The organism is Roseibium litorale, from assembly GCF_014842915.1.
Classification (GTDB): Bacteria; Pseudomonadota; Alphaproteobacteria; order Rhizobiales; family Stappiaceae; genus Roseibium; species Roseibium litorale.
The window spans coordinates 17,899-36,801 of the sequence record NZ_JACYXI010000018.1 but is presented as its reverse complement, the minus strand read 5'-3'; the positions used below and the strand labels follow the sequence as shown (position 1 = coordinate 36,801).

18 protein-coding genes are annotated in these 18,903 nt (G+C 60.0%); 6 read left to right on the top strand and 12 right to left on the bottom strand.

Annotation, left to right across the window (positions count from 1 at the left end):
• Positions 1 to 7: 7 nt before the first annotated feature.
• Together IG616_RS20770 and IG616_RS20765 are read right to left on the bottom strand one after the other, a co-directional pair.
• Positions 8 to 1,465 (bottom strand): TIGR03808 family TAT-translocated repetitive protein, encoded by a 1,458-nt coding sequence (locus tag IG616_RS20770; RefSeq protein WP_192150501.1) that lies wholly within the window; start codon positions 1,463 to 1,465, stop codon positions 8 to 10.
• Positions 1,466 to 1,569: 104 nt separating this feature from the next.
• On the bottom strand, positions 1,570 to 2,043 hold the full coding sequence (locus tag IG616_RS20765; protein WP_192150499.1) for a YHS domain-containing (seleno)protein: 474 nt from the start codon (positions 2,041 to 2,043) through the stop codon (positions 1,570 to 1,572).
• A 211-nt stretch (positions 2,044 to 2,254) separates the two neighbouring features.
• Between IG616_RS20765 and IG616_RS20760 the strand changes: the two genes are divergently transcribed.
• Positions 2,255 to 2,842: a TetR/AcrR family transcriptional regulator gene (locus IG616_RS20760; protein WP_192150497.1), complete on the top strand. Its 588-nt coding sequence runs from the start codon at positions 2,255 to 2,257 to the stop codon at positions 2,840 to 2,842.
• 13 nt (positions 2,843 to 2,855) lie between these two features.
• Here the strand turns inward: IG616_RS20760 and meaB are convergent, their stop codons facing one another.
• The gene (gene meaB / locus IG616_RS20755; protein ID WP_192150495.1) at positions 2,856 to 3,854 is read right to left on the bottom strand and encodes a methylmalonyl Co-A mutase-associated GTPase MeaB; all 999 of its coding nucleotides are present in this window, start codon (positions 3,852 to 3,854) and stop codon (positions 2,856 to 2,858) included.
• Positions 3,855 to 3,987: 133 nt separating this feature from the next.
• Between meaB and IG616_RS20750 the strand changes: the two genes are divergently transcribed.
• The gene (locus IG616_RS20750; protein WP_192150493.1) at positions 3,988 to 5,019 is read left to right on the top strand and encodes a phytanoyl-CoA dioxygenase family protein; all 1,032 of its coding nucleotides are present in this window, start codon (positions 3,988 to 3,990) and stop codon (positions 5,017 to 5,019) included.
• A gap of 38 nt (positions 5,020 to 5,057) precedes the next feature.
• Here the strand turns inward: IG616_RS20750 and IG616_RS20745 are convergent, their stop codons facing one another.
• Together IG616_RS20745 and IG616_RS20740 are read right to left on the bottom strand one after the other, a co-directional pair.
• The gene (locus tag IG616_RS20745) at positions 5,058 to 5,645 is read right to left on the bottom strand and encodes a DUF1131 family protein (RefSeq protein WP_192150491.1); all 588 of its coding nucleotides are present in this window, start codon (positions 5,643 to 5,645) and stop codon (positions 5,058 to 5,060) included.
• 761 nt (positions 5,646 to 6,406) lie between these two features.
• Complete coding sequence (locus tag IG616_RS20740) at positions 6,407 to 6,988, bottom strand: LOG family protein (RefSeq protein WP_192150489.1); 582 nt, start codon at positions 6,986 to 6,988, stop codon at positions 6,407 to 6,409.
• A gap of 141 nt (positions 6,989 to 7,129) precedes the next feature.
• Between IG616_RS20740 and IG616_RS20735 the strand changes: the two genes are divergently transcribed.
• Together IG616_RS20735 and IG616_RS20730 are read left to right on the top strand one after the other, a co-directional pair.
• Complete coding sequence (locus IG616_RS20735) at positions 7,130 to 7,420, top strand: type II toxin-antitoxin system RelE/ParE family toxin (protein ID WP_192150487.1); 291 nt, start codon at positions 7,130 to 7,132, stop codon at positions 7,418 to 7,420.
• On the top strand, positions 7,410 to 7,712 hold the full coding sequence (locus IG616_RS20730; protein ID WP_192150486.1) for a HigA family addiction module antitoxin: 303 nt from the start codon (positions 7,410 to 7,412) through the stop codon (positions 7,710 to 7,712). The genes IG616_RS20735 and IG616_RS20730 overlap by 11 nt, the downstream gene beginning before the upstream one ends.
• Before the next feature lie 147 nt (positions 7,713 to 7,859).
• On the opposite strand, the gene IG616_RS20725 is transcribed toward IG616_RS20730, so the two are convergent.
• Together IG616_RS20725 and IG616_RS20720 are read right to left on the bottom strand one after the other, a co-directional pair.
• Complete coding sequence (locus IG616_RS20725; RefSeq protein ID WP_192150485.1) at positions 7,860 to 9,425, bottom strand: TIGR04141 family sporadically distributed protein; 1,566 nt, start codon at positions 9,423 to 9,425, stop codon at positions 7,860 to 7,862.
• 516 nt (positions 9,426 to 9,941) lie between these two features.
• On the bottom strand, positions 9,942 to 11,330 hold the full coding sequence (locus tag IG616_RS20720) for a dipeptidase (RefSeq protein WP_192150484.1): 1,389 nt from the start codon (positions 11,328 to 11,330) through the stop codon (positions 9,942 to 9,944).
• Between the two features lie 135 nt (positions 11,331 to 11,465).
• On the opposite strand from IG616_RS20720, the gene nudI reads away from it, so the two are divergent.
• Complete coding sequence (nudI, locus tag IG616_RS20715) at positions 11,466 to 11,891, top strand: nucleoside triphosphatase NudI (RefSeq protein WP_192150478.1); 426 nt, start codon at positions 11,466 to 11,468, stop codon at positions 11,889 to 11,891.
• A 31-nt stretch (positions 11,892 to 11,922) separates the two neighbouring features.
• On the opposite strand, the gene IG616_RS20710 is transcribed toward nudI, so the two are convergent.
• Complete coding sequence (locus tag IG616_RS20710) at positions 11,923 to 12,969, bottom strand: helix-turn-helix transcriptional regulator (protein WP_192150476.1); 1,047 nt, start codon at positions 12,967 to 12,969, stop codon at positions 11,923 to 11,925.
• 16 nt (positions 12,970 to 12,985) lie between these two features.
• Between IG616_RS20710 and IG616_RS20705 the strand changes: the two genes are divergently transcribed.
• Positions 12,986 to 13,897: an SMP-30/gluconolactonase/LRE family protein gene (locus tag IG616_RS20705; RefSeq protein WP_192150474.1), complete on the top strand. Its 912-nt coding sequence runs from the start codon at positions 12,986 to 12,988 to the stop codon at positions 13,895 to 13,897.
• 29 nt (positions 13,898 to 13,926) lie between these two features.
• Here IG616_RS20705 and IG616_RS20700 read toward each other — a convergent pair whose 3' ends face one another.
• The 4 genes from IG616_RS20700 to IG616_RS20685 all read right to left on the bottom strand — a co-directional run bounded on the left by IG616_RS20700 (position 13,927) and on the right by IG616_RS20685 (position 18,801).
• Positions 13,927 to 14,433: a winged helix-turn-helix transcriptional regulator gene (locus IG616_RS20700; protein WP_192150472.1), complete on the bottom strand. Its 507-nt coding sequence runs from the start codon at positions 14,431 to 14,433 to the stop codon at positions 13,927 to 13,929.
• Between the two features lie 19 nt (positions 14,434 to 14,452).
• On the bottom strand, positions 14,453 to 15,784 hold the full coding sequence (locus IG616_RS20695) for an SCP2 sterol-binding domain-containing protein (protein ID WP_192150470.1): 1,332 nt from the start codon (positions 15,782 to 15,784) through the stop codon (positions 14,453 to 14,455).
• 131 nt (positions 15,785 to 15,915) lie between these two features.
• Positions 15,916 to 17,049: a hypothetical protein gene (locus IG616_RS20690; protein WP_192150468.1), complete on the bottom strand. Its 1,134-nt coding sequence runs from the start codon at positions 17,047 to 17,049 to the stop codon at positions 15,916 to 15,918.
• A gap of 162 nt (positions 17,050 to 17,211) precedes the next feature.
• Positions 17,212 to 18,801, bottom strand: coding sequence for a helicase HerA-like C-terminal domain-containing protein (locus tag IG616_RS20685; RefSeq protein WP_192150466.1), 1,590 nt, complete (start codon positions 18,799 to 18,801; stop codon positions 17,212 to 17,214).
• Positions 18,802 to 18,903: the final 102 nt, after the last annotated feature.

Genomic DNA, 18,903 nt, shown 5'->3' with positions numbered 1-18,903 from the left:
TGAGGGTTCAGCCAGAAATGCTGTTGCCGCTCACCGCGATATTCGGAAAGTCTTTGGAGCCGTCCAGCTCACCGGAGGAAGCGTCGGTCCAACGGTAGCCGATGATGCTGCCGTCGCGGGCGCCCTGAATGATGTTGCCCATGATAGACGCCTGGCCCGCACCTTCCACCACGCTGACGGCAATGCCCGTGCCGCAATCGCGCAGGATGTTCTGCGAGGCGATGATGTTGCGCATGTAAGGCCCCCAGCCCAGAAGCAAGCCGAAGCGCGGCGCGCCTTCAATGACGTTGCCGGTCAGGTTGGTGTCGGCTTCCGCCGCAATGCCGATGCCAAACCCGGCCCCTTCCGCAGGATAGGGGCCGTCTGCGGAAAGGTTGCGGATCAGGTTGCCGGAACAGACCGCGAGCCGCCCGCCATCGAGGAAATTGGCGATGGAAATGCCAGTGGTGCCGCCGTCAATCACATTGTTGGCGATCAGCGCCCCTTGAAAGGCATATTCGGAATAGATCGCCACTTCCCCGGAACGCAGGCAGGAGTTGCCAATGATCTGGACATTCGAACCGGTGTTGGAGCGGATGGCGGAGAAGGCGCAGTCGGTGATCCGGTTGCCGGAGATCACCACCCCATGGGCGCGGAAGACATTGATGCCATTGCCCCATTGACCGGTGCCGCCATATTTTGCGCCGATCCGCTCGACCCGGTTGCCGCTGACCAGCGTGCCATCTTCTCCTTCCGACCAGCGGTGGACCCAGATGCCGCCATTGGCGCAGTCGGTCACCACATTGCCGGTGAGTTGAAGCCCGGTGGCCTCATTGGAACGGATGCCCGCTTCGGCGGCGCCTGTGACTGTACAGTCGGCCACCCGCCCGGCGCAGCGGTCGAGCAGCAGTCCCATCCGGCTCGACCCGGTAATGGTACAGCCGGTGAGTGCCAGATCCGAAACGCCGGAGAAATGCAAAAGCCCCTCGGTATGTTCGCCAATCGGACGGTTCACCCCATCGAAAGTGAGGCCCGTCAGACCGATGCTGCGCGTGCCTTCAGACACGGCGAGCAGTCCGCCGCCGCCCTGATAGACAAGGCGCGTCTTGCCGGGAATGCCCACGATATAGGTGCCGGACGGAAAACGCAGGTTCGCGACCGGGTAGGTGCCGGCTGGCACGAACAGGGCGCGGCCCTTCTCGACCGCCCGGTTGATCGCATGCTGGAAGACGGCGGTCTGGTCGTCCGGGCTGTTGGGCACCAGTCCGAATTCCGCTGCATCGATGGAGCCACGCAGCTCGGCCATCTTCATGAAATTGCTGGCGGCCTGCACAGGTGTCCCGGAAAGGGACAGGGCTGACCCGAATGCGGACAGGGCAGCTGTCCCGCAAAGAAACGCCCGCCGGCTGAGCCGTGTGTTTTCTGGCCGGGAAGCTGTTGTTTCGGGCGAAACAGGCGTTTCGGAAGGGCGTTTGAACTGGGTCATGCCCGTTAAAGAGCAAGCCGCATGCCGCGAGATAGACAAACGGACAGGGCGGGGAAGCCCTGTCCGTTTTCGGCAAATGCAGCCTCGGAGGCGGATTGAGGCGGTTACTGCAGTTCGCCGGGATTCTTGAACTCGATGCCGGTCCATTTTTCATTGGCGGTCTGCACATAGCCCGGAACATCCTCGTTCCAGCGTTCGGACACGGCCTTGGAGAGGTTCAGGTAGAGCTTGTTGTCGACGATTTTCCAGACTTTCGGATCGCCGTCGAACTTGTAGCCCATGGCGGTTCCAAAGGCGCAGAAGCCGCCATACTGAGGGGCGAAATGCGCCGGATCGGCCTCAAAGGCCTTCTTGTTGTCTTCGGAGGCGAAACGGTAGGTCGCGCCTTTGTATTCGGCGGTGATGTTGATGTCTCCGGCCTGGGGTTCCCCGGCCTTGAAATAGGAGACGGGGTCATAGCCGCGCAGGGCAAGACCCGTTGTCGTGGCGTTGACATCGACGCCGGCAGCCAAGGCCGAAGTTGCGAGGGTGACGGCGACAATGCTGCCCGCCAGAATCGATTTTACGTAAGAGAGCATTGCTGGCTCCTGTGAAAGATGATGAATCCGCGCCACTGAAAAATCAGAATTAGGAACCAATTGGTTCCTAATTGAGCGCGATTTGCCTTCGGGCAATGACGGAACTATATGATTAGGTACCGATTGGTACAAAACACATATCCGTGACGGCTGCGCGAGCTTTGTGTGAGGCGCCGGAAACTGTTTTGCGAAGGCCCGGAGAAAGATAAAAATGGCCCGTCCCAGGGAATTTGACCCGGAAAAGGTGATGAACAGCGCCATGGATCTGTTCTGGCGGCAAGGCTATGAGGACGCCTCGCTGGCGTCGCTCTTACAGGCCATGGGGCTCACCAAGGGATCGTTTTACAAGGCATTCTTCGACAAGAGGTCCGTGTATCTGGCAGCTCTCGATCTCTATGCCGAGACGGTTGTTACGGACACCGTGCGGCTCCTGACGAACGGGAGTGAGGGCACAGGAACGGAGCGCATCCGGGCCTTGTTCGCCTCCGCCGCTGAAACCGGCGACGGCCCGCAGCAGCGCCGCGGCTGCTTCCTCTGCAATGCCGCGGTGGACCGGGCGCCGCACGACAGGGAAGTGGAAGAAAAGGTGCAGGCGATGATCAGGCGGCTTGAGGCCGGCTTTGCCTCCGCCCTGCGCTCGTCCTGGCCCGGATGGGGCGACGAGGACATTTCCGCCCGCTCTGTGTCGCTTGTCACCGCATATATGGGCTTGCGGGTGATGCAAAAAGCAGGTCTTGGAGAGGCTGCGTCGACGGCCGTCCTGGAAAGACTGGACAGTTTGATAGGGCCGGGCAGCTGACGAACTTGCCTGATCAGACCCCGATCAGACCGGCTATCTCTTCAACGGCCATGGAGACGGCAGTCTCGCCGCCGCGCACGCTCAGCTCCAGTTCCTTCAGCCGGGCAGCGGTGCGTGTGTCGTTTTTCAGGGCTTCCATCATCCGCTGCTGCAACAGGTCCCACATCCAGGCGACTTGCTGATCGGCGCGGCGCTTCTGGAATTCGCCGGTTGCGCTCGTCTTGGCGCGGTGCAGCTCGATCTGTTCCCAGAGCGCGTCCAGCCCCTGATTGGCAAGGCCCGAAATGGTGACAACCGGCGGGGTCCAGGTGGGGGAGCGGGGAGCCAGGATGTGAAGCGCGGCGCGGTAGTCGGAGGCGGCGGATTTGGCCCGTATCATGCCATCGCCATCCGCCTTGTTGACCGCGATCATGTCGGCAATTTCCAGAACACCCTTCTTGATGCCCTGAAGCTCGTCGCCCGCACCGGGCAGCATCAGGACCAGAAAGAAATCGACCATTTCGGCCACGGTCGTCTCCGACTGGCCGATGCCCACCGTCTCCACCAGGATCACGTCGAAACCGGCAGCCTCGCACAGAAGCATGGTCTCGCGGGTCTTGGCGGCAACACCGCCGAGGGTTCCTGCCGACGGGGAGGGGCGGATAAACGCGAGCGGGTCCACGGCGAGCCGCTCCATCCGGGTCTTGTCGCCCAGGATCGAGCCGCCGGTGCGGGTCGAGGACGGATCAACCGCCAGAACTGCCACCTTGTGGCCGAGCGCCGTCAGATTGGAGCCGAGCGTATCAATGGTGGTGGACTTGCCGACGCCCGGAACGCCGGTGATGCCGATCCGCCGGGCGGTGCCCGTGTGCGGCAGCAGGATCTGCACCAGTTCGCGCGCAATCGCCCGGTGCTCGGCCTTGCGCGATTCCACCAGAGTGATGGCGCGGGCGAGAACAGCCCGGTTTCCGGCAAGGATCGCCTTTGCCAATTCTTTCGGGTCCGGGGCGGCTCTGGTCTGGATCTGGCTCATGCCCCAGCTTTAACCGGGGAATCAGGCTCCGTCACGATGGAACTTGGATGAATAGGCTGCCTTGCGGGAACCAGTTTTGCCCGGGCAAAGGGCATGCTAGGATCGCCGCGTTTTTAAACCGCAAGGCGATTGCATGAAACCGCTCGATTATCTGAACGCTCCCTTCTGGCTTCTTGGCGTGGCGGGGGCGGAAAAGTCCCTGCGCAAGAACCCGATCCTTGGCAGCCCTTATCTGAACCGCAAAGGGCTGCACCGGACCCGCGTGGCCATTGCCGCGAAGATGGCGGCGGCCCGGCGCGGGCGGCTGGCCTCTGCCTTGAGCCCGGAGGACCGCAAGTCCTTTGATGAGAACGGTTTTTTCCTGACGAAAAACTTTCTGCCCGACGCGCAATATGAAGCGCTGCGCAAGGAAGTCTTCGGCCAGAAATTCGATGCGCGTGAAATGCGGCAGGGTCAAGCGGTGACCCGCATGACGCCGCTGCCGCCGGAGCTCCTGGCCAAAAATCCGGCCCTTGCAAGCGCTGTGCGCGATCCGCGGGCGCTGGCCCAGATCCGCTATGCGGCCTCCCAGGGCGGCCAGCCCATGAGCTTCCTTCAGACGGTGATCGTCAATCCGTCCGGGCACAAGGATCCGCAGGCGGATGTGCACACCGACACGTTCCATGCAACCTCAAAGGCCTGGCTGTTCCTGCAGGATGTGGGGGAGGAGGATGGCCCCTTCTGCTTCGTTCCTGGCTCTCACCTGCTGACACCGGAGCGGCTGGAATGGCAGCATGAGTGCTCGCTGACAGCCGCCGCCAATCCGGATGGGCATCACGCCAGCGGCTCGTTCCGGATTGCACGTGAGGACCTCTCTGCCCTCGGGCTGCCCCAGCCGGTGCGCATGGCCGTTCCTGCCAACACCCTGATCGTGGCCGACACATTCGCCTTCCACGGCCGCACACCCTCGCAGAAGCCGACAGTGCGCTGCGAGCTTCACTGGCACATGCGCCGCAATCCGTTCCTGCCCTGGACTGGCCTTGACCCGAAGGCTCTGCCGGGCATCCGCGAGCGCGAGCTTCAGCTGTTCATGGCCTATTCGGATGCGCGGGAGAAATACCTGAAGAAACCGCACATCTGGCGGCCTGTCGGCGAAGTGGAAATCAACGCTCCGGCGCAGATCTGAAGACCCGTCTCGAAGGATGGGCCCCTTGCCGCTGCTGCTTACTTCTTCGCGGTCCAGATGATCCGCTGCAGCATGGCCTTGCGCAATTCGCCCTGGGGCGGCAGCTCATCGAACGGGCCGTCATAGCCGGGAATGGCATAGACGAGCTGGATGTTGTCCGTGCCCCGGGCCTTGCAGATGGCCATGCCGCGCCACAGGTTGCGCCCGTCGCGGCAGTCGCTGCGCGCGGTGCCGATTTCGGCAAAGGTCATGCCGATGCGCTCGCCGTTCGGGCCGGTCAGGTGATGGGTCACGCCATGGACGGCACGCACCTTGCCATTGGCGCCCTTGAACACCTGCAGCACCTGGAAACCATCGGAGTTGAAGGCGGCAATCACCCATTCGGTGCTGTCTTCTTCCGCCGTCTGGGTGCCGCTGGTGGTGAAGCCGGGCAGGGCGGCAGCAATGGCCTTCTCGCCGTAGTCCGTGTCGGCGGTAATGCCGCCAACGCCCTCGGGCGTGATCTGGACAAGCGTCACATTGGACGTGCGGGCCACCTGCAGCGGGCCATCGTCATCGATCGTGGGCGTGCAGGCTGCCATGGAAAGAGCCAAAAAGCAGGAGAAGCCAGCGAGCGGCAGGCGCATGTTTTTTAGTCCTCCAAGGACGGAACAGGAGACCTGGGGCGGAAAGGAAACCCGTCCCCTTGCGGTCTTTTCAGGCGGAGCATCCGGCGCCAGAAACGGGCCGTCCGGCGCGCGGGCCGTGAAGTGACCCGGCTCTTAGCACCTTCCTTGCGCAACTGCCAAGGGCTTGCTGGTTGCAGATCGTCCCCTTGAGGATTCCCGCGAGTCCTTTCCGCTGCGGGGACAAGGGGACGGCAGGAGCGTTTCTGCGGATGCAGCCCCCTGCCTGGGTTTCTCGGATGGTGTTTCCTCACGCCTTCATCGCACGAATGGCATCACGCAGTGCCTCAGACTGCTGACAAATCCCACCACCGCGCTTTCCCGGACGTAGCGAAGCGAAGATCCGGGATCTATCGTCTATTTATTCTATTGAAAGAAATAAGGTTTTTCGACAGGTCCCGGCTCAAGGCCGGGACGGCGCGGAGAAAAATCCTGGGGACCTCTGGGCTTGTCATCAATCTCCGGCACCACGTGGTGCCTGTTTAAAACTTTGTGCTGGCGGATGGGAAACGGCGTGGCCCTCATGGCCGAGCGGGCAGCTGTCCGGTTTAGAAGGTCGTCATTGGATTTCGAGGCGGTTGACCTTGCTCCAGTCTCCCCCCTTGCGGGGGAGATGCCCCCGAATGGGGGCAGAGGGGGGTATAAGCCCCTCGTAACACGCCAGATCTACCGGGTATGCTGAAGCATCACCCTCTCTGTCCGCCGCACCGGTTTACTTTCCCTCAGGTCTCGTCGCGCTTGATCCATTTCGGGGTCTTTGGCGGTTCATAGCGGGAGAAGGCCTCCAGCAGGCGGTAAGGGTCGGTCTCGGCCATCATGATGCCGCGCATTTCCGGTTTCATGAAGCCTTCACCGGTCTGGTGGTCGAGAAAGCTCAAAAGCCCGTCGTAGAACCCGGCGGTGTTCAAAAAGCCGCAGGGCTTGTTGTGAAAACCGAGCTGGCCCCAGGTCCAGATCTCGAAGATTTCCTCCAGCGTGCCCGCCCCGCCCGGCAGGGCGATGAAACCGTCGGACAGTTCGGCCATCTTGGCCTTGCGCTCATGCATGGAGGTGACGATGTGCAGATCGCTGAGGCCGTCGTGCGCCAGTTCCTTTTCCTGCAGCGCCTTGGGCAGAACACCAATCACCCGCCCGCCGGCGGCCAGTGCGCCATCGGCCACAGCCCCCATCAGGCCGACCTTGGCTCCGCCATAGACCAGCGCCATCCCGCTTGCCGCAATCGCCGCCCCCGTGGTGCGCGCCGCCATCTCATACTCCGCGCGGGTGCCAAAATTGGAACCGCAGAAGACGCAAATCGATTTCATGTTCGCTGAACCCTTTTCAGAAGAGCCGGACGATAAAGGCGCGAGGAAGGGAGGGCAAGGCGGGGGAGGTTAAAGAGGCTTTGCTATGTCAAGTGTCGCGTTACGCTTGACGGACATCAATCGTAAGCTTACGCTCTATGCATGGACGTCGAGAGCATCAGGCACAAGGCTTTACGCCGCTTCTTCGAGACCGGAAATGCCAGGGGTCTCGTTGGAGACGTAGCCCGGCTGCGCAGGATGCTTGCTTATATCGATGCAGCGGACAGCTTTGACGAACTCTCCGTGCCGCCGAATTTCGGATTGCATGAGTTGACCGGTGACCGGAAAGGCGTCTGGTCAATGACGGTCACGAAAAACTGGCGGCTGACCTTCGGCATGAACAGCGAAGGAGCCATCATCGATATGGATCTGGAGGATTATCATGGCGCTTAAGATGCACCCGTCTCTTGCGGTTCACGCGGGCGAATGGTTGAGAACAGAAGTCGTTGAGCCTTCAAGGATCAGCGTGACGGACCTTGCAGAGCATTTCGGCGTCTCCCGGCAGGCGCTCAGCAATCTTCTGAACGGCAACGCCAAACTCTCCGCCGACATGGCCCTCCGCTTCGAAAAAGCCTTCGGCCTCAACGCCGGCACCTTGCTGCGCATGCAGACCGCCCACGACCTGGCCGAAGCCCGGGCGCATGAGGCAGAGATCAGGGTTCAGAGGCTGGTGAGGGCGGGGTGAGTTGGGGCCGTCACAAAAGGCGCAAGATTGGTCATGGTAAAGTATTATGATGAAAGTGAAAGTCTTTATCTATAGAGTGGTTATCACCAGCTAACCAATTAAGTTCGAAAATCGCGCTGTAGGAACGGTATAGGTTACGATTAAGGCCTACGCCTCGTTCCCGACCGCACGAACTTTCTTCTTAGATACACGAAATCCATAAGCTTGCAGTCTCCGCCTTGCATTACGTAAACTTACTTTACTGAAGAAAGGTAAGTTCAATGGATTGGCTGATTTGCTAATTATTGTGAATACAACTTCATAGTCAGCTGCATTCGGCCTAGAAGTCGTGTCGGCCAACTTGTGCCCGTCCGGAAGCTTGTCGTTTACTTTTTGCCGAAACAGCGGGTCGCTGATGAAGAGCTCTGCAGAAACCACCCCTTGCGAAAAAAGATGGCTCATCTGTTGAGATCCGCTGTAGCGCTTTATGTGCAGGAGTTTCTTGTCGGGCGTTAGAATGTCGCAGAATTCTATCCGACTATGTCCGCCACCGTGAGTGATGAGATCCGCGTCCATGCAATGCGACCCGACTAGAGAGCCAGCTGCAGCCAAATTGTACAGTGTTTCGCTCTCGTGAGTATAATCAGGAAGTGCGATCGTGCTTTCCGGGATAGAATTAAAATCCTCGTCGACAATTGCAGTGAAATCTCGCGCGACTTGATACCATTTTCCGGCATTTAAGATGTGCATCGCGCCGCCAAGCTCTATCTCTGCATAGATGCACTTGTAAGCTGGCCAGCGACGAGCCTCATCGTCGCTCCTGGACGAGATCAGAACAATCTGCGCATTTTTAAGCCAGTCCAGCGTGATTTCTACGCCAACGGCTGCAGCTAGAAGCTCTGCAACATCTAAGTCAGGCGTGTCCTGTGAACGTTTTTTTAGATACCTGAAGCACTTGACATCCGCCCATTCCAGGATTTCGGGTGGAGCCATCCAGATATGCTCAAGGTTTCCTGACTTGAGTCTCTCCAGCAAAGCGGAATCTAAGTTTTCTATCTTGTTCTTAGAGCGTATGTCTTTGATTTGATCGACCCAATCAAAGCGTTCTTTATATACTTCACTCTCATATTGCTTGATCGTCTCTGTGAGGAGTTCCGAGATATTATGGACGTCAATTTTAGCGGATGCCGAAAATGTGTCCCTGCCTGAAATTGTCCGACCAAATATTTCAATTTTACTTTTTCCAGTTACTGAGTTGACGAGATCCTGCTCAATATCAATACCGAAATTGGCGGTTTCCCCCTCTCTGCTAATTTGTTCTCGGCTCTGCTTCGGAATTGAACCAAGAGCCGTTTTGTCAATGCTACGCAAACTATCTGGATCAACGCTGTTCAGAACGACCTTAAGGCCGAAACGCTCTTCGAGAACGCCTTCATTGAGTAGGCTTCGACCATGGCCGAAGATGATTGCGCAGATCCGATTGTCAGGGACGCTGGGCACGCGAACTAGAAGGACGGCCTTGGCACTCGAGGAAATAAGACCAAGATCCGTTTTGAAAGTTGATCCGAAGAAATCTTTTATCCAACTGGGAGGGTGAGGAGCTGACGCTTCTTTATAAAAAGTGCCGACCGCTTCTATCGTGATAGCATCTGTCTCTGGCTTCACGATCTCGGCGAAGTCAGTCAGCTCAAGCTTCACCAAGCCGATGGTGAGTTTGTTTGTTTTCTCAGCCATGCTTATGTCTTCCTGAAATCGTATATACTAAGTATAGTTTTATTTCATTGTTTATCATTAAATATAATGCAGGTTATTTGTTTTAGTCAAAAGGCATTCCCAATAATGCCTAGGATGAGAAGTGAATATGTTTCATTTTCTTTCCAAGTAAGGCATCGCCTTGGTTTGAGGAGACGGAAAGGCATGGTACCTCGGGTCAAGCCCGAGGGTCACGAACGGAGAGGCTGGTGCATGTCGGGGCAGGCAGATGCGGCATACGCCCTTCTCCCCCCTTGTGGGGGAGATGTCAGTGGTAGCTGACCGAGGGGGGACGCTTTCTCGTAGTCAGAAACCGTCGTGTTCCGAGAGGCTTATGCCCCCCTCTGCCCATACGGGGCATCTCCCCCGCAAGGGGGGACGGGAGCAAGCAGAGCCGCCAGTGTATCAGGAACAGAAGACCAAAATGGGACAGCTGCGGGTCAGGCCCGAAGGTGACGAGCGGCAAAGGAGCGCCGCCCGGAAGCGGCGCTGCCTGTCTTACCCCTTGGACAGTTCGTCCAGGATCCGGGCCCAGGAGCGGATGCCCTTGTGGAAGCTCTTGAGGTTGTATTTCTCGTTGGGCGAGTGGATCTGGTCGTCTTCCAGCGCGAAGCCGATCAGGAGGCTGTCCATGCCGAGCATGCGCTTGAAGTCGCCGACGATCGGGATCGAGCCGCCGCAGCCGATGAGGGCGGCTTCCGTGCCCCACTCGGAGGACAGGGCGTCCTTGCCCTTAGCGAGCGACGGATTGTTGAAGTCGATCCGGAGCGCCGGGCTGCCTTCCTTGGCAATGAATTCGACCGTGCAGTCCGCCGGGATCTTGGAGCGCACATAGGCACGGAAGGCTTCCTGGATCTTCTTCGGATCCTGATCGCCCACCAGGCGGAAGGTGAATTTGGCGTGGGCTTCCGCCGGAATGACGGTCTTGCTGCCCGGCCCCTGATAGCCGCCCCACATGCCGTTGACTTCCGCCGTCGGGCGCGCCCACAGGTGCTCCAGCGGCAGGCGGCCCTTTTCGCCGCGCGGCAGTTTCAGGCCGATCTTGCCGAGGAACTCTTCCGAGTCGAAGCCGAGCCCATCCCACATCTTGACGATGTCCTCCGGCAGCTCGATCACACCGTCATAAAAGCCCGGAATGGTGATCCGGCCATTCTCGTCATGAAGGCCGGCAATGATGCTGGCGATGATGTGGTTCGGGTTCTGCGCGGCGCCGCCGTAAAAGCCGGAGTGCAGATCGCGGCTGGCCGCCTTCACCACCACCTCGTCGCCGACCATGCCGCGCAGCATGATGGAGATGGCCGGGGTGTCCGCATTCCACATGGTGGTGTCGCAGACCAGCGCCAGGTCGCAGGAGAGCTCGTCCTTGTTGGCGGTCAGGAACGGATGCAGCGACGGCGAGCCGGATTCCTCCTCGCCCTCGAACAGCACGGTGACATCGACGGGAAGATCGCCAGTCTCGGCGATAAAGGCGCGGGCGGCCTCGACAAAGGTCATCAGCTGGCCCTTGTCGTCGGACGAGCCGCGGGCAACGATGATCCTGGAGCCATCCTCGCGGGTGACGATCCGGGGCTCGAACGGGTCGGTCTCCCACAGCTCCAGCGGATCGACCGGCTGGACGTCATAATGGCCGTAAAACAGCACATGCGGGCCGTCCTTGCCCGTCTTGCGGTGGCCGACGACCATCGGGTGGCCAGCGGTGCTGCGCACCGTGGCATCGATCCCGATGCGCGTCAGCTCTTTCGCCAGCCACTCGGCGGCGGCGCGGCAATCGGCCGTGTAGGCGGGGTCGGTGGAAATGCTCTTGATCTTCAGAAGCTCAAACAGGCGTTCGAGGCTGTTGTCGAGATCGGAATCGATCCGTGCGAGGACCTTGTCGAGGGCGCTCATGGGAATCCTTGGCGTGATTGGACAAAAGTGGATTCGGGTCATGCCCGGTAAGAACCCCTAGATGGCCACATCTGGCTTGACGGCGCAAATGCAAATCGGAGAGGTCTGGCAACACGGTTGAAAACGGGAGTTCCCATGAAACAGCGCACGATCGTCTGCCCGCTCATTCAAAACCAGGGCGCTTACCTTCTTTGCAAGATGCCCTCCGACAGAGGCGTCTTTCCCGGACAATGGGCCCTGTCCGGCGGCGGGCTGGAGCCGGGCGAGACCATCGAAGACGGCTTGCGCCGGGAAATCCGCGAGGAGCTGGGCGAGAGGCTGGTTATCGGGAAGGTGACGCCCTGGACCTTCCGGGACGACACCCGGGTGAAGACCTATGCGGACGGAAGCACGGAGGAGATCTACATGATCTACCTCATCTTCGATTGCGTCGCGGGCAACCGCGAGGTGGACCTCAACGAGGAATTCGAAGCCCATGCCTGGGTCAAGCCGGAAGACCTGAAGGACTACGACCTGAACGCCGCAACGCGGGTGACGCTGGCGGCAAAGGGGCTGCTTTGACATCAAGGCTGCCCGGAAGGCCCCTGTAGCCTTAAAGCTGCTGAACGGGTTCTTGCGTCTGGCGGGGCAAACCGCCTTGGGGCAAGCGGCCAAGGTCGCTTGGGTTGACGCCGAAGGCAGCCTTGAAATGGCGGGCGAAATGGGTGCGGGAGACATATCCGACCGCATAGGCGGCGTCTTGCGAACTGTATCCTGTTTCCAGCAAACGGCGTGCTGCGGTCATCCGGGCCTTGCGCAATAGGGACCGGAAGCTCGAATTGCCACCGGAAAGGCGCCGCCGCAGTGTGGATTCCGACAGGCCGAGCCGTTCGGCAGCTTCGGTCGCTGTCCAGCTATGCGAAAGGTCCTCCGACAGAAGCTGGGCGAGACGGTCACTGACGGACCGGTCGAAAAGCGGTGCTGCCGCGGGATCTTCCGCAAGCAGGGCCAAAAGCTCGGTAAGGCGGGAGGAGCGAATGGTCGGCCCCAGGGGGCTGTGGGCGATGTCGGATGCTGCGTGGACGATGGCGTTCACAAGTTGCGGCGTGAGCGAAATGGAAGAAAGCGGCGGAGACGGGAATTGAGGACGCGGGACCTGCGTGTGACGCGTCTTCAGTCCTGAAAGCGCATCTGGCTCCACCTGGACAATCAGGGACCGGTAAAAGCCCCTTCGCTCGCTCGGGACATTGAGCACGTCCATGGAAATATGGCCCGGAAGGACGAACAAAGCGCCCTCGTTGAACTCCGCGCTGTCATCGCCGAGCCAGACTTCCTTTGTTCCAGACACCACAATGCCCAGAACCGGATGGGGCAGACGAATGGCCGTCAGCCTCTCTTTGTCTAACGAGCAATAGGAAAACAGGTTGTGGGCATGCGTCAGCATGCCTGGCGCATGGGCGGACCGGAATTCGGCCAGGCCGCTGAGCAGCCGGGCCGTGAGTTGCTTTTCAGATTGGGCCATCATGTCCCGACGATAGCAAACTGAGGCCCTGGTGGAAGAGGTGATTGACCGGAACGGGTTCATCTTCGGCTGCAACGGGGCCAGCATCCGCTGTTTCGAAGGCAAGATGAGGCCATCGTCAACAGAACGGAATGTCATGATGACCGTCTCCAGAATGTCCAAAACCGTGATAGCCCTGACCTGTGCTCTAGCCGGCTTTTCAAGCGGAGCTGTCTCCGCCGCGCCGGGAGAGGTGCCCGCCGGCATTTCGGTGGTCCAGGGATTTTCGTCTCCTGAAAGCGTCCTCCTTTACGGTCACCGCCGCTTTGTCTCCAATATCGGCACCAAGCTTGAGCCACTGGCGAAGGATGGGGATGGCTTCATCAGTGAACTGTCCGAAGACGGGCAGATCGTTTCCCTTCGCGCTTTTCCCGGTAAAGGCGGAAAGCTGAATGCGCCAAAGGGCATGGCGGCTACGGGCAATAAACTCTATGTGGCCGATATCGACAGGGTGGTGGGGTTTGACCTCGATACGGCAGAGCAGGTGTTCGAAGCGAAGTTGCCTGGTGAGGAAACAGCCTTTGCGAACGATCTTGCTGTCTTGAACAAGAACACGCTTCTGCTGTCCGACACGCAGAGGAACAAGGTCTACCTGATCGATCTGCACAGCGGAGCCTTCTCCGAATTCGCAACCGGCATTCCCGGCGCGAATGGAATTGCGGTCGGGGCAAACGGCACCAGCGTCTATGTCGTTGGCCTCGGTGCGGAATTTGAGGGCGGCGATATCTTCGCCCTCGACGGAAAGAATCCACCCCGGAAACTTGAAAACGGCATCCATGGCATCCTGGACGGGATCGCTTTCCTCCCCGATGGGGCCATGATCGTTTCGGACTGGATCGGCTTTTCCGAGCCTGTTGATGGGCGATTGCTTGTTCAGCCTGCTGATGGCAGTGCGCCGTGGCCGTTGGCTCTCGGCATGCCAATTCACGGCCCGGCGGATTTTACCTTCGATCCGGACAAGGGAGCGCTCTGGATACCCGCGCTTTTGGACAACACTGTTCTCGTGGTCCAGATTCCGGAGAAGTGAGGCAATGTCCTAGACCGCAGGGGCAGGTGTCAGCTGTCTTTGGCAGGCGGAGCCGATCCGAGCCGGAAACGGGTGAGGGGATCGGCGCCCGGCCCCTCAATGGGCTTGGCCGCGTTCATGGGGACCACTGCGCCGGTCTGAGTGTCGATAAGGGCTAGGCGGGCCTCGTTTCCGGTTCTGCTGTTTGTCAGCACGACCGGCGCGCCTTCGGGTGATCCATGGGCGTCCCAGCGGTCACCCCACTCGCGCAGGGCGGTGATCACGGCTGCAAGATCCCGCCCCTTTTCCGTCAGCAGATATTCGTCCCTTGGCGGCTTGTCCTGATAGCGGCACCGCTCGATCAGCCCATAGGCCTCGAGATGCTTCAGGCGGTTGGCCAGCGTCTGTGCAGGAATGCCGCTTGAAGTCTGAAATGCGTCATAGCGGGTCAGGCCCAGCAGCATGTCCCGCAGGATCAGGAACCCCCACCTGTCGCTGACCGCCTCAAGGGCGCCCGCGATGGAGCAGGTCATGCCGGTAAAGGATTTGGTGCGCATGACAACTCCCTGTGATGGCTCATCCTGGAAAGCAGCGGCCAAAGGCGCGGAACAGCCGCATGTCTCCCTTGACCCGGATCTTCCGCAAAACAATGGCGTTGATCATGCTGTATTGTCGATTCATCACCTTGAGCCAAGTCTTTGCATCGGCGGTGATGCGCACATCGGCCTCTTCCGCCGGGCCGCGCCGGACCTCGATCTTCTGATTGGCGATCTTGACCGCCGCGGTGATCTCTTCCGGTCCGGTGAAAGTGAACTGAAACGTGGCGTTCAACCCTTTTGCACGGCCCCGCTGGAAACTTAGGGGCAGGCTGACCAGAAAGGTCTCGATAGAGGCAAGGCTGATCGACCGGCGCACCCGCTTCTGCGCCTTGTGCGGAAAGCGGTTGCGGGCATAGCCCTCCGCGTCGGAGCCTGGCAGCACATAGAGCGTCTCCTTCTTGTCCTGTAGGGGCTTGAGCACCTCTTTCACATAGCCGGGCCGGTCTTCCAGAAACGGATTGATCGCGTCTTCTCCCGCCGGGCAGACGGCCAGGCAATAGGCCGCCTTGTAGCCCGGCTTGAAGGACAGGGATTGCCACATGGATGTGGTTTCGCCATCGGAGAACCGCTTGCGGTAGTCGGTCATGGACTTGGACTCCACTACCGCATCGACGAAGTCGTTGAAGTTGCCGAGAAATTCCCGGTAGTTGTGGGTGAAGCAGGTCATGAAGTCGAAGGCGCCGTCCGGCTTCAATGCGCCGACGGGACAGGCCGCGACGCAGAGCTTGCACTCCAGGCAGGGATTATACTCAATGGGATGGTCGGAGCTGTCAGCGTCTTCACCGATCAGGACCGTGTCCAGAAGTATGAACGACCCGAACTGCGGATGAATGACGCTGCGGTGGAGGCCCATGTGGCCGAGACCCGCGGCAACAGCGATGGGTTTATGCGCCACCTTCCAGATCCGCCCTGGCAGCTGGGCCTCCATGGGAAAGGCGGAAACCGCGTTGCAGGAGGCAATTCCATGCTCCGCCAGCTCTGCGACAATGTGGCGGGCGACCTCGTTCAGCTCGTCATAGACCGCGTGAAACTCCTGATTTGCCACGGAGCGGACGGGGGAGCGGACCGGTTCCCGGTTCATGCGCCCGCAGATCGACAGCAGCGTCCTTGTCCGTGGAAACACTTCCCGAATGTAACTGGCCTCGCCTGTAAGGGAGGGGCGGCTGATCTCGACGAGGCCCGCGTCCGCCGCTCCATGGCGTTTGGCCAGATCCTTCAGCCAGCTCGCGGATAAGGGCTTTTCCTGCTTCTTCCGGGTTTCCTGCTTGCTCCGGACCTTGACGACAGTCGGGTGTTCCTCAAGACGCATGGCAGCCTCCATAGTTACTCTAATTATAAGAGTTATTATGGGGCGGGAAGATTGCAAGCAGAATTATCCAGCCCGCCGGACTGGAAAGCGCCGCGAAAGGATAGGGAGGGGCAGGAGAAGGGGGAGGTCCGCTAAATCTGGCTCAGGAAACAGAAGCGTTCCAGCCGGGAGATCAGCGCCTTTTGCGAGGGGACGCCGCATTTGGCCATGGCGGTTTTCAGCTGTTTGCGCAGGGTGTCTGTCGCAACCTTCCGCTCCGCGGCCAGATCCGACAGGCTGATGCCGTTCGCGACCGCTGCCACCACCCGGCTTTCCGCCTGCGTGATGCCGAAAAGCTGGCAGAAGCGATCCACTTCCTGCTGGTTAATTGGCGTCTCGCCGGAAAGCACGGTCAGAACCATGACCAGGGCCGGGGTGCTGGCCGAAGCGACCTTCGAAAGCAGAGGCTCAGCGCTGATGACGCGCACGCCGATCTGCTCCAGTGAGATCCTGTTTGTCGCAAGAAATTCGAAGGTGCGCGGGGCGCCGGCTTCCTTGGTCTGGTTCTGAAGGGTCGTCCAGTTTGCCTGCGCGGTCCGGTCCGGGAAGCTGATCTGCCGGTGGCGCTGCTTCAAAAGGCCTGAGCGGATAAAGGTCTCGGCAAGGGAGTTGGCGAAGAGCACCTGCCCGAAGGCATCGAAAAGCAGAACAGCCTTCCCGGAATTGCTCCAGAGATCTCCCAGGGACTTGCGTTGAAGTTGAAGACCCCGGTTGGAAGTGTAGAACCGCACGGCCTGCTTCAGGCTGTTCAGCTGGCGTGAAAGGCGGCCGATCTGATCCGTGGTGAAGGGCACAGCGTCATTTTGGGGGGCGACGCCGAAGCCGGCGTATATGTCATCGGCAGACAGCAGCGAAATGGCCTGGTTGCGCATGCCGCTGCGGGACATGAGTTCATTGTAGATGGCGCTGGAGCGGCGCTCGTCTTCCGTGAGAACCTGATGCTCCATCAGCATGGTGTTGACGGGGGAGGTCAGGATCCGGGGAATGCGCGGATCAACCGCGATATAGTTTTCAATATAGCTGGTATAGGCGAACTCATCGACCCGGCCATAGCGGACGTCGAGGGGCTGGGCTCCGGCTTTTTCGATCAGGATCAGATTGATGGCGCCGCCACCGACGTAATCTGAAAGGTGCTCGAGACTTCTGGACCAGGCCTCGGGCGAAAGAGCTGCCTCAAAGAAACTGTCTTGAAGCGCGATTTCCTCATGTGGGACAGAAAAGGACATGAGTCTCACGCAGATGAACGTTCATTCGGGCACAGGTTCTAAAAGCAGTTTTTAGAAAATGTTTCCGAAAGTGTCCAGTTTTCTTGCGCTAAACACTGATCCTGGCTGAAGAGGGGTGATGCTCCTCAGCCAGGCCAGCTTGATTCCTGCCGGCAATTCTGGTCAGAACCCGCGCTTCAAGGAACCGAGGACACCGCGCACGAGGGCGCGCCCAAGCGATGATCCCAGACTGCGGGCAGCCGACTTGAGCCCTGCTTCCAGCACGCTGTCCCGGCTGGAGCTGCGTTGCGCCCGCTGCCGTGTGCTTGCCGGACGGGGCCGGTCGTCCCGGCCAAAGTCGGGGATCTGGAAACCGGAGCGGGTCCGGCGCGGCGCGCCTTCCTTGGACGCAACCCGGTCCTCCTCATCCCGCTGCCGCTCTTCCTGGCGCTGCTTGATCTGCGCGCGCTCCATCAGCAGCTCATAGGCAGATTCCCGGTCCCGTGTGCGGTCATAAAGACCGAAGATCGGGCTGGTCTGGATCATGGTCCGCCGTTCGGCTTCTGTTACCGGGCCAAGCCGGGAGGAGGGCGGACGGACCAGAGTATGCTGGACGATGGACGGAACGCCCTTGCCTTCCAGCGTGGAGACAAGCGCTTCGCCGACACCAAGCTCCGTGATGACCCGTTCCGTATCGAGCTCCGGGTTGGGGCGGAAGGTCTCGGCGGCGGCCCGCACGGCTTTCTGGTCGCGCGGGGTGAAGGCGCGCAGCGCATGCTGCACCCGGTTTCCGAGCTGGGACAGGACAGTCTCGGGAACGTCCGATGGGTTCTGGGTAACGAAATACACGCCGACACCCTTGGAGCGGATCAGCCGGACGACCTGCTCGACCTTATCAATCAGGGCTTTTGGCGCATCATTGAAGAGGAGGTGGGCTTCGTCAAAGAAGAACACAAGCTTCGGCTTTTCTGGGTCGCCGATTTCCGGCAGTTCCTCGAACAGCTCCGACAGCAGCCACAGGAGGAAGACCGCATAGAGGCGGGGGGATTGCATCAGCTTGTCTGCGGCCAGAACACTGATCATGCCGCGGCCGTCGGGTGCCGTGCGCATCAGATCGCGGATGTCGAGCGCCGGTTCGCCGAACAAAAGGTCACCGCCCTGACGTTCCAGAACCAGAAGCCGCCGCTGGATCGCGCCGACAGAGGCCTTGGAGACATTGCCGTAATGACGGGACAGTTCCTCGGCCCGGTCGGCCACATGGGCGAGCATCGCCCTCAGATCCTTCATATCGAGAAGCAGAAGGCCTTCGTCATCCGCGAGCTCGAAGAGCACGTTCAACACACCCTCCTGGGTGTCGTTCAGCTCCAGCAGCCGGGACAGAAGCAGGGGCCCGACCTCGGATACGGTGGTGCGGACAGGGTGGCCTTGTTCGCCATAAAGGTCCCAGAAGATAGCGGGAAAGGCTTCGTAGCTGTAACGGTCGGAAAAGCCGATCGTCTTGGCGCGCTTGTCCAGAAAATCCTTGGGAGTGCCCGCAGCGGCAACGCCCGAAAGGTCACCTTTCACGTCGGCACAGAAAACGGGAACTCCGGCGGCGGAAAAGCCTTCCGCCAGAATTTGCAGGGAGACGGTCTTGCCGGTGCCGGTCGCCCCGGTGATCAATCCATGCCGGTTGGCCAGTTTCAGGGCCAGTATTTCGTCCTTGCCGTTGCTGCCACCGATGTAGATGCTGTCCGAAGCCGTCACGTCGTCCCCCAAATCCCCTAGCGTCATTCGACGAATTGCCTGTGCGTTCACCCCGGTCAACGTCGCGTCTCACAGTCGACGCCGGGTCCCTTCTGCGTGTATAGCCGTAGACTTGCCGGGCAGGCCATG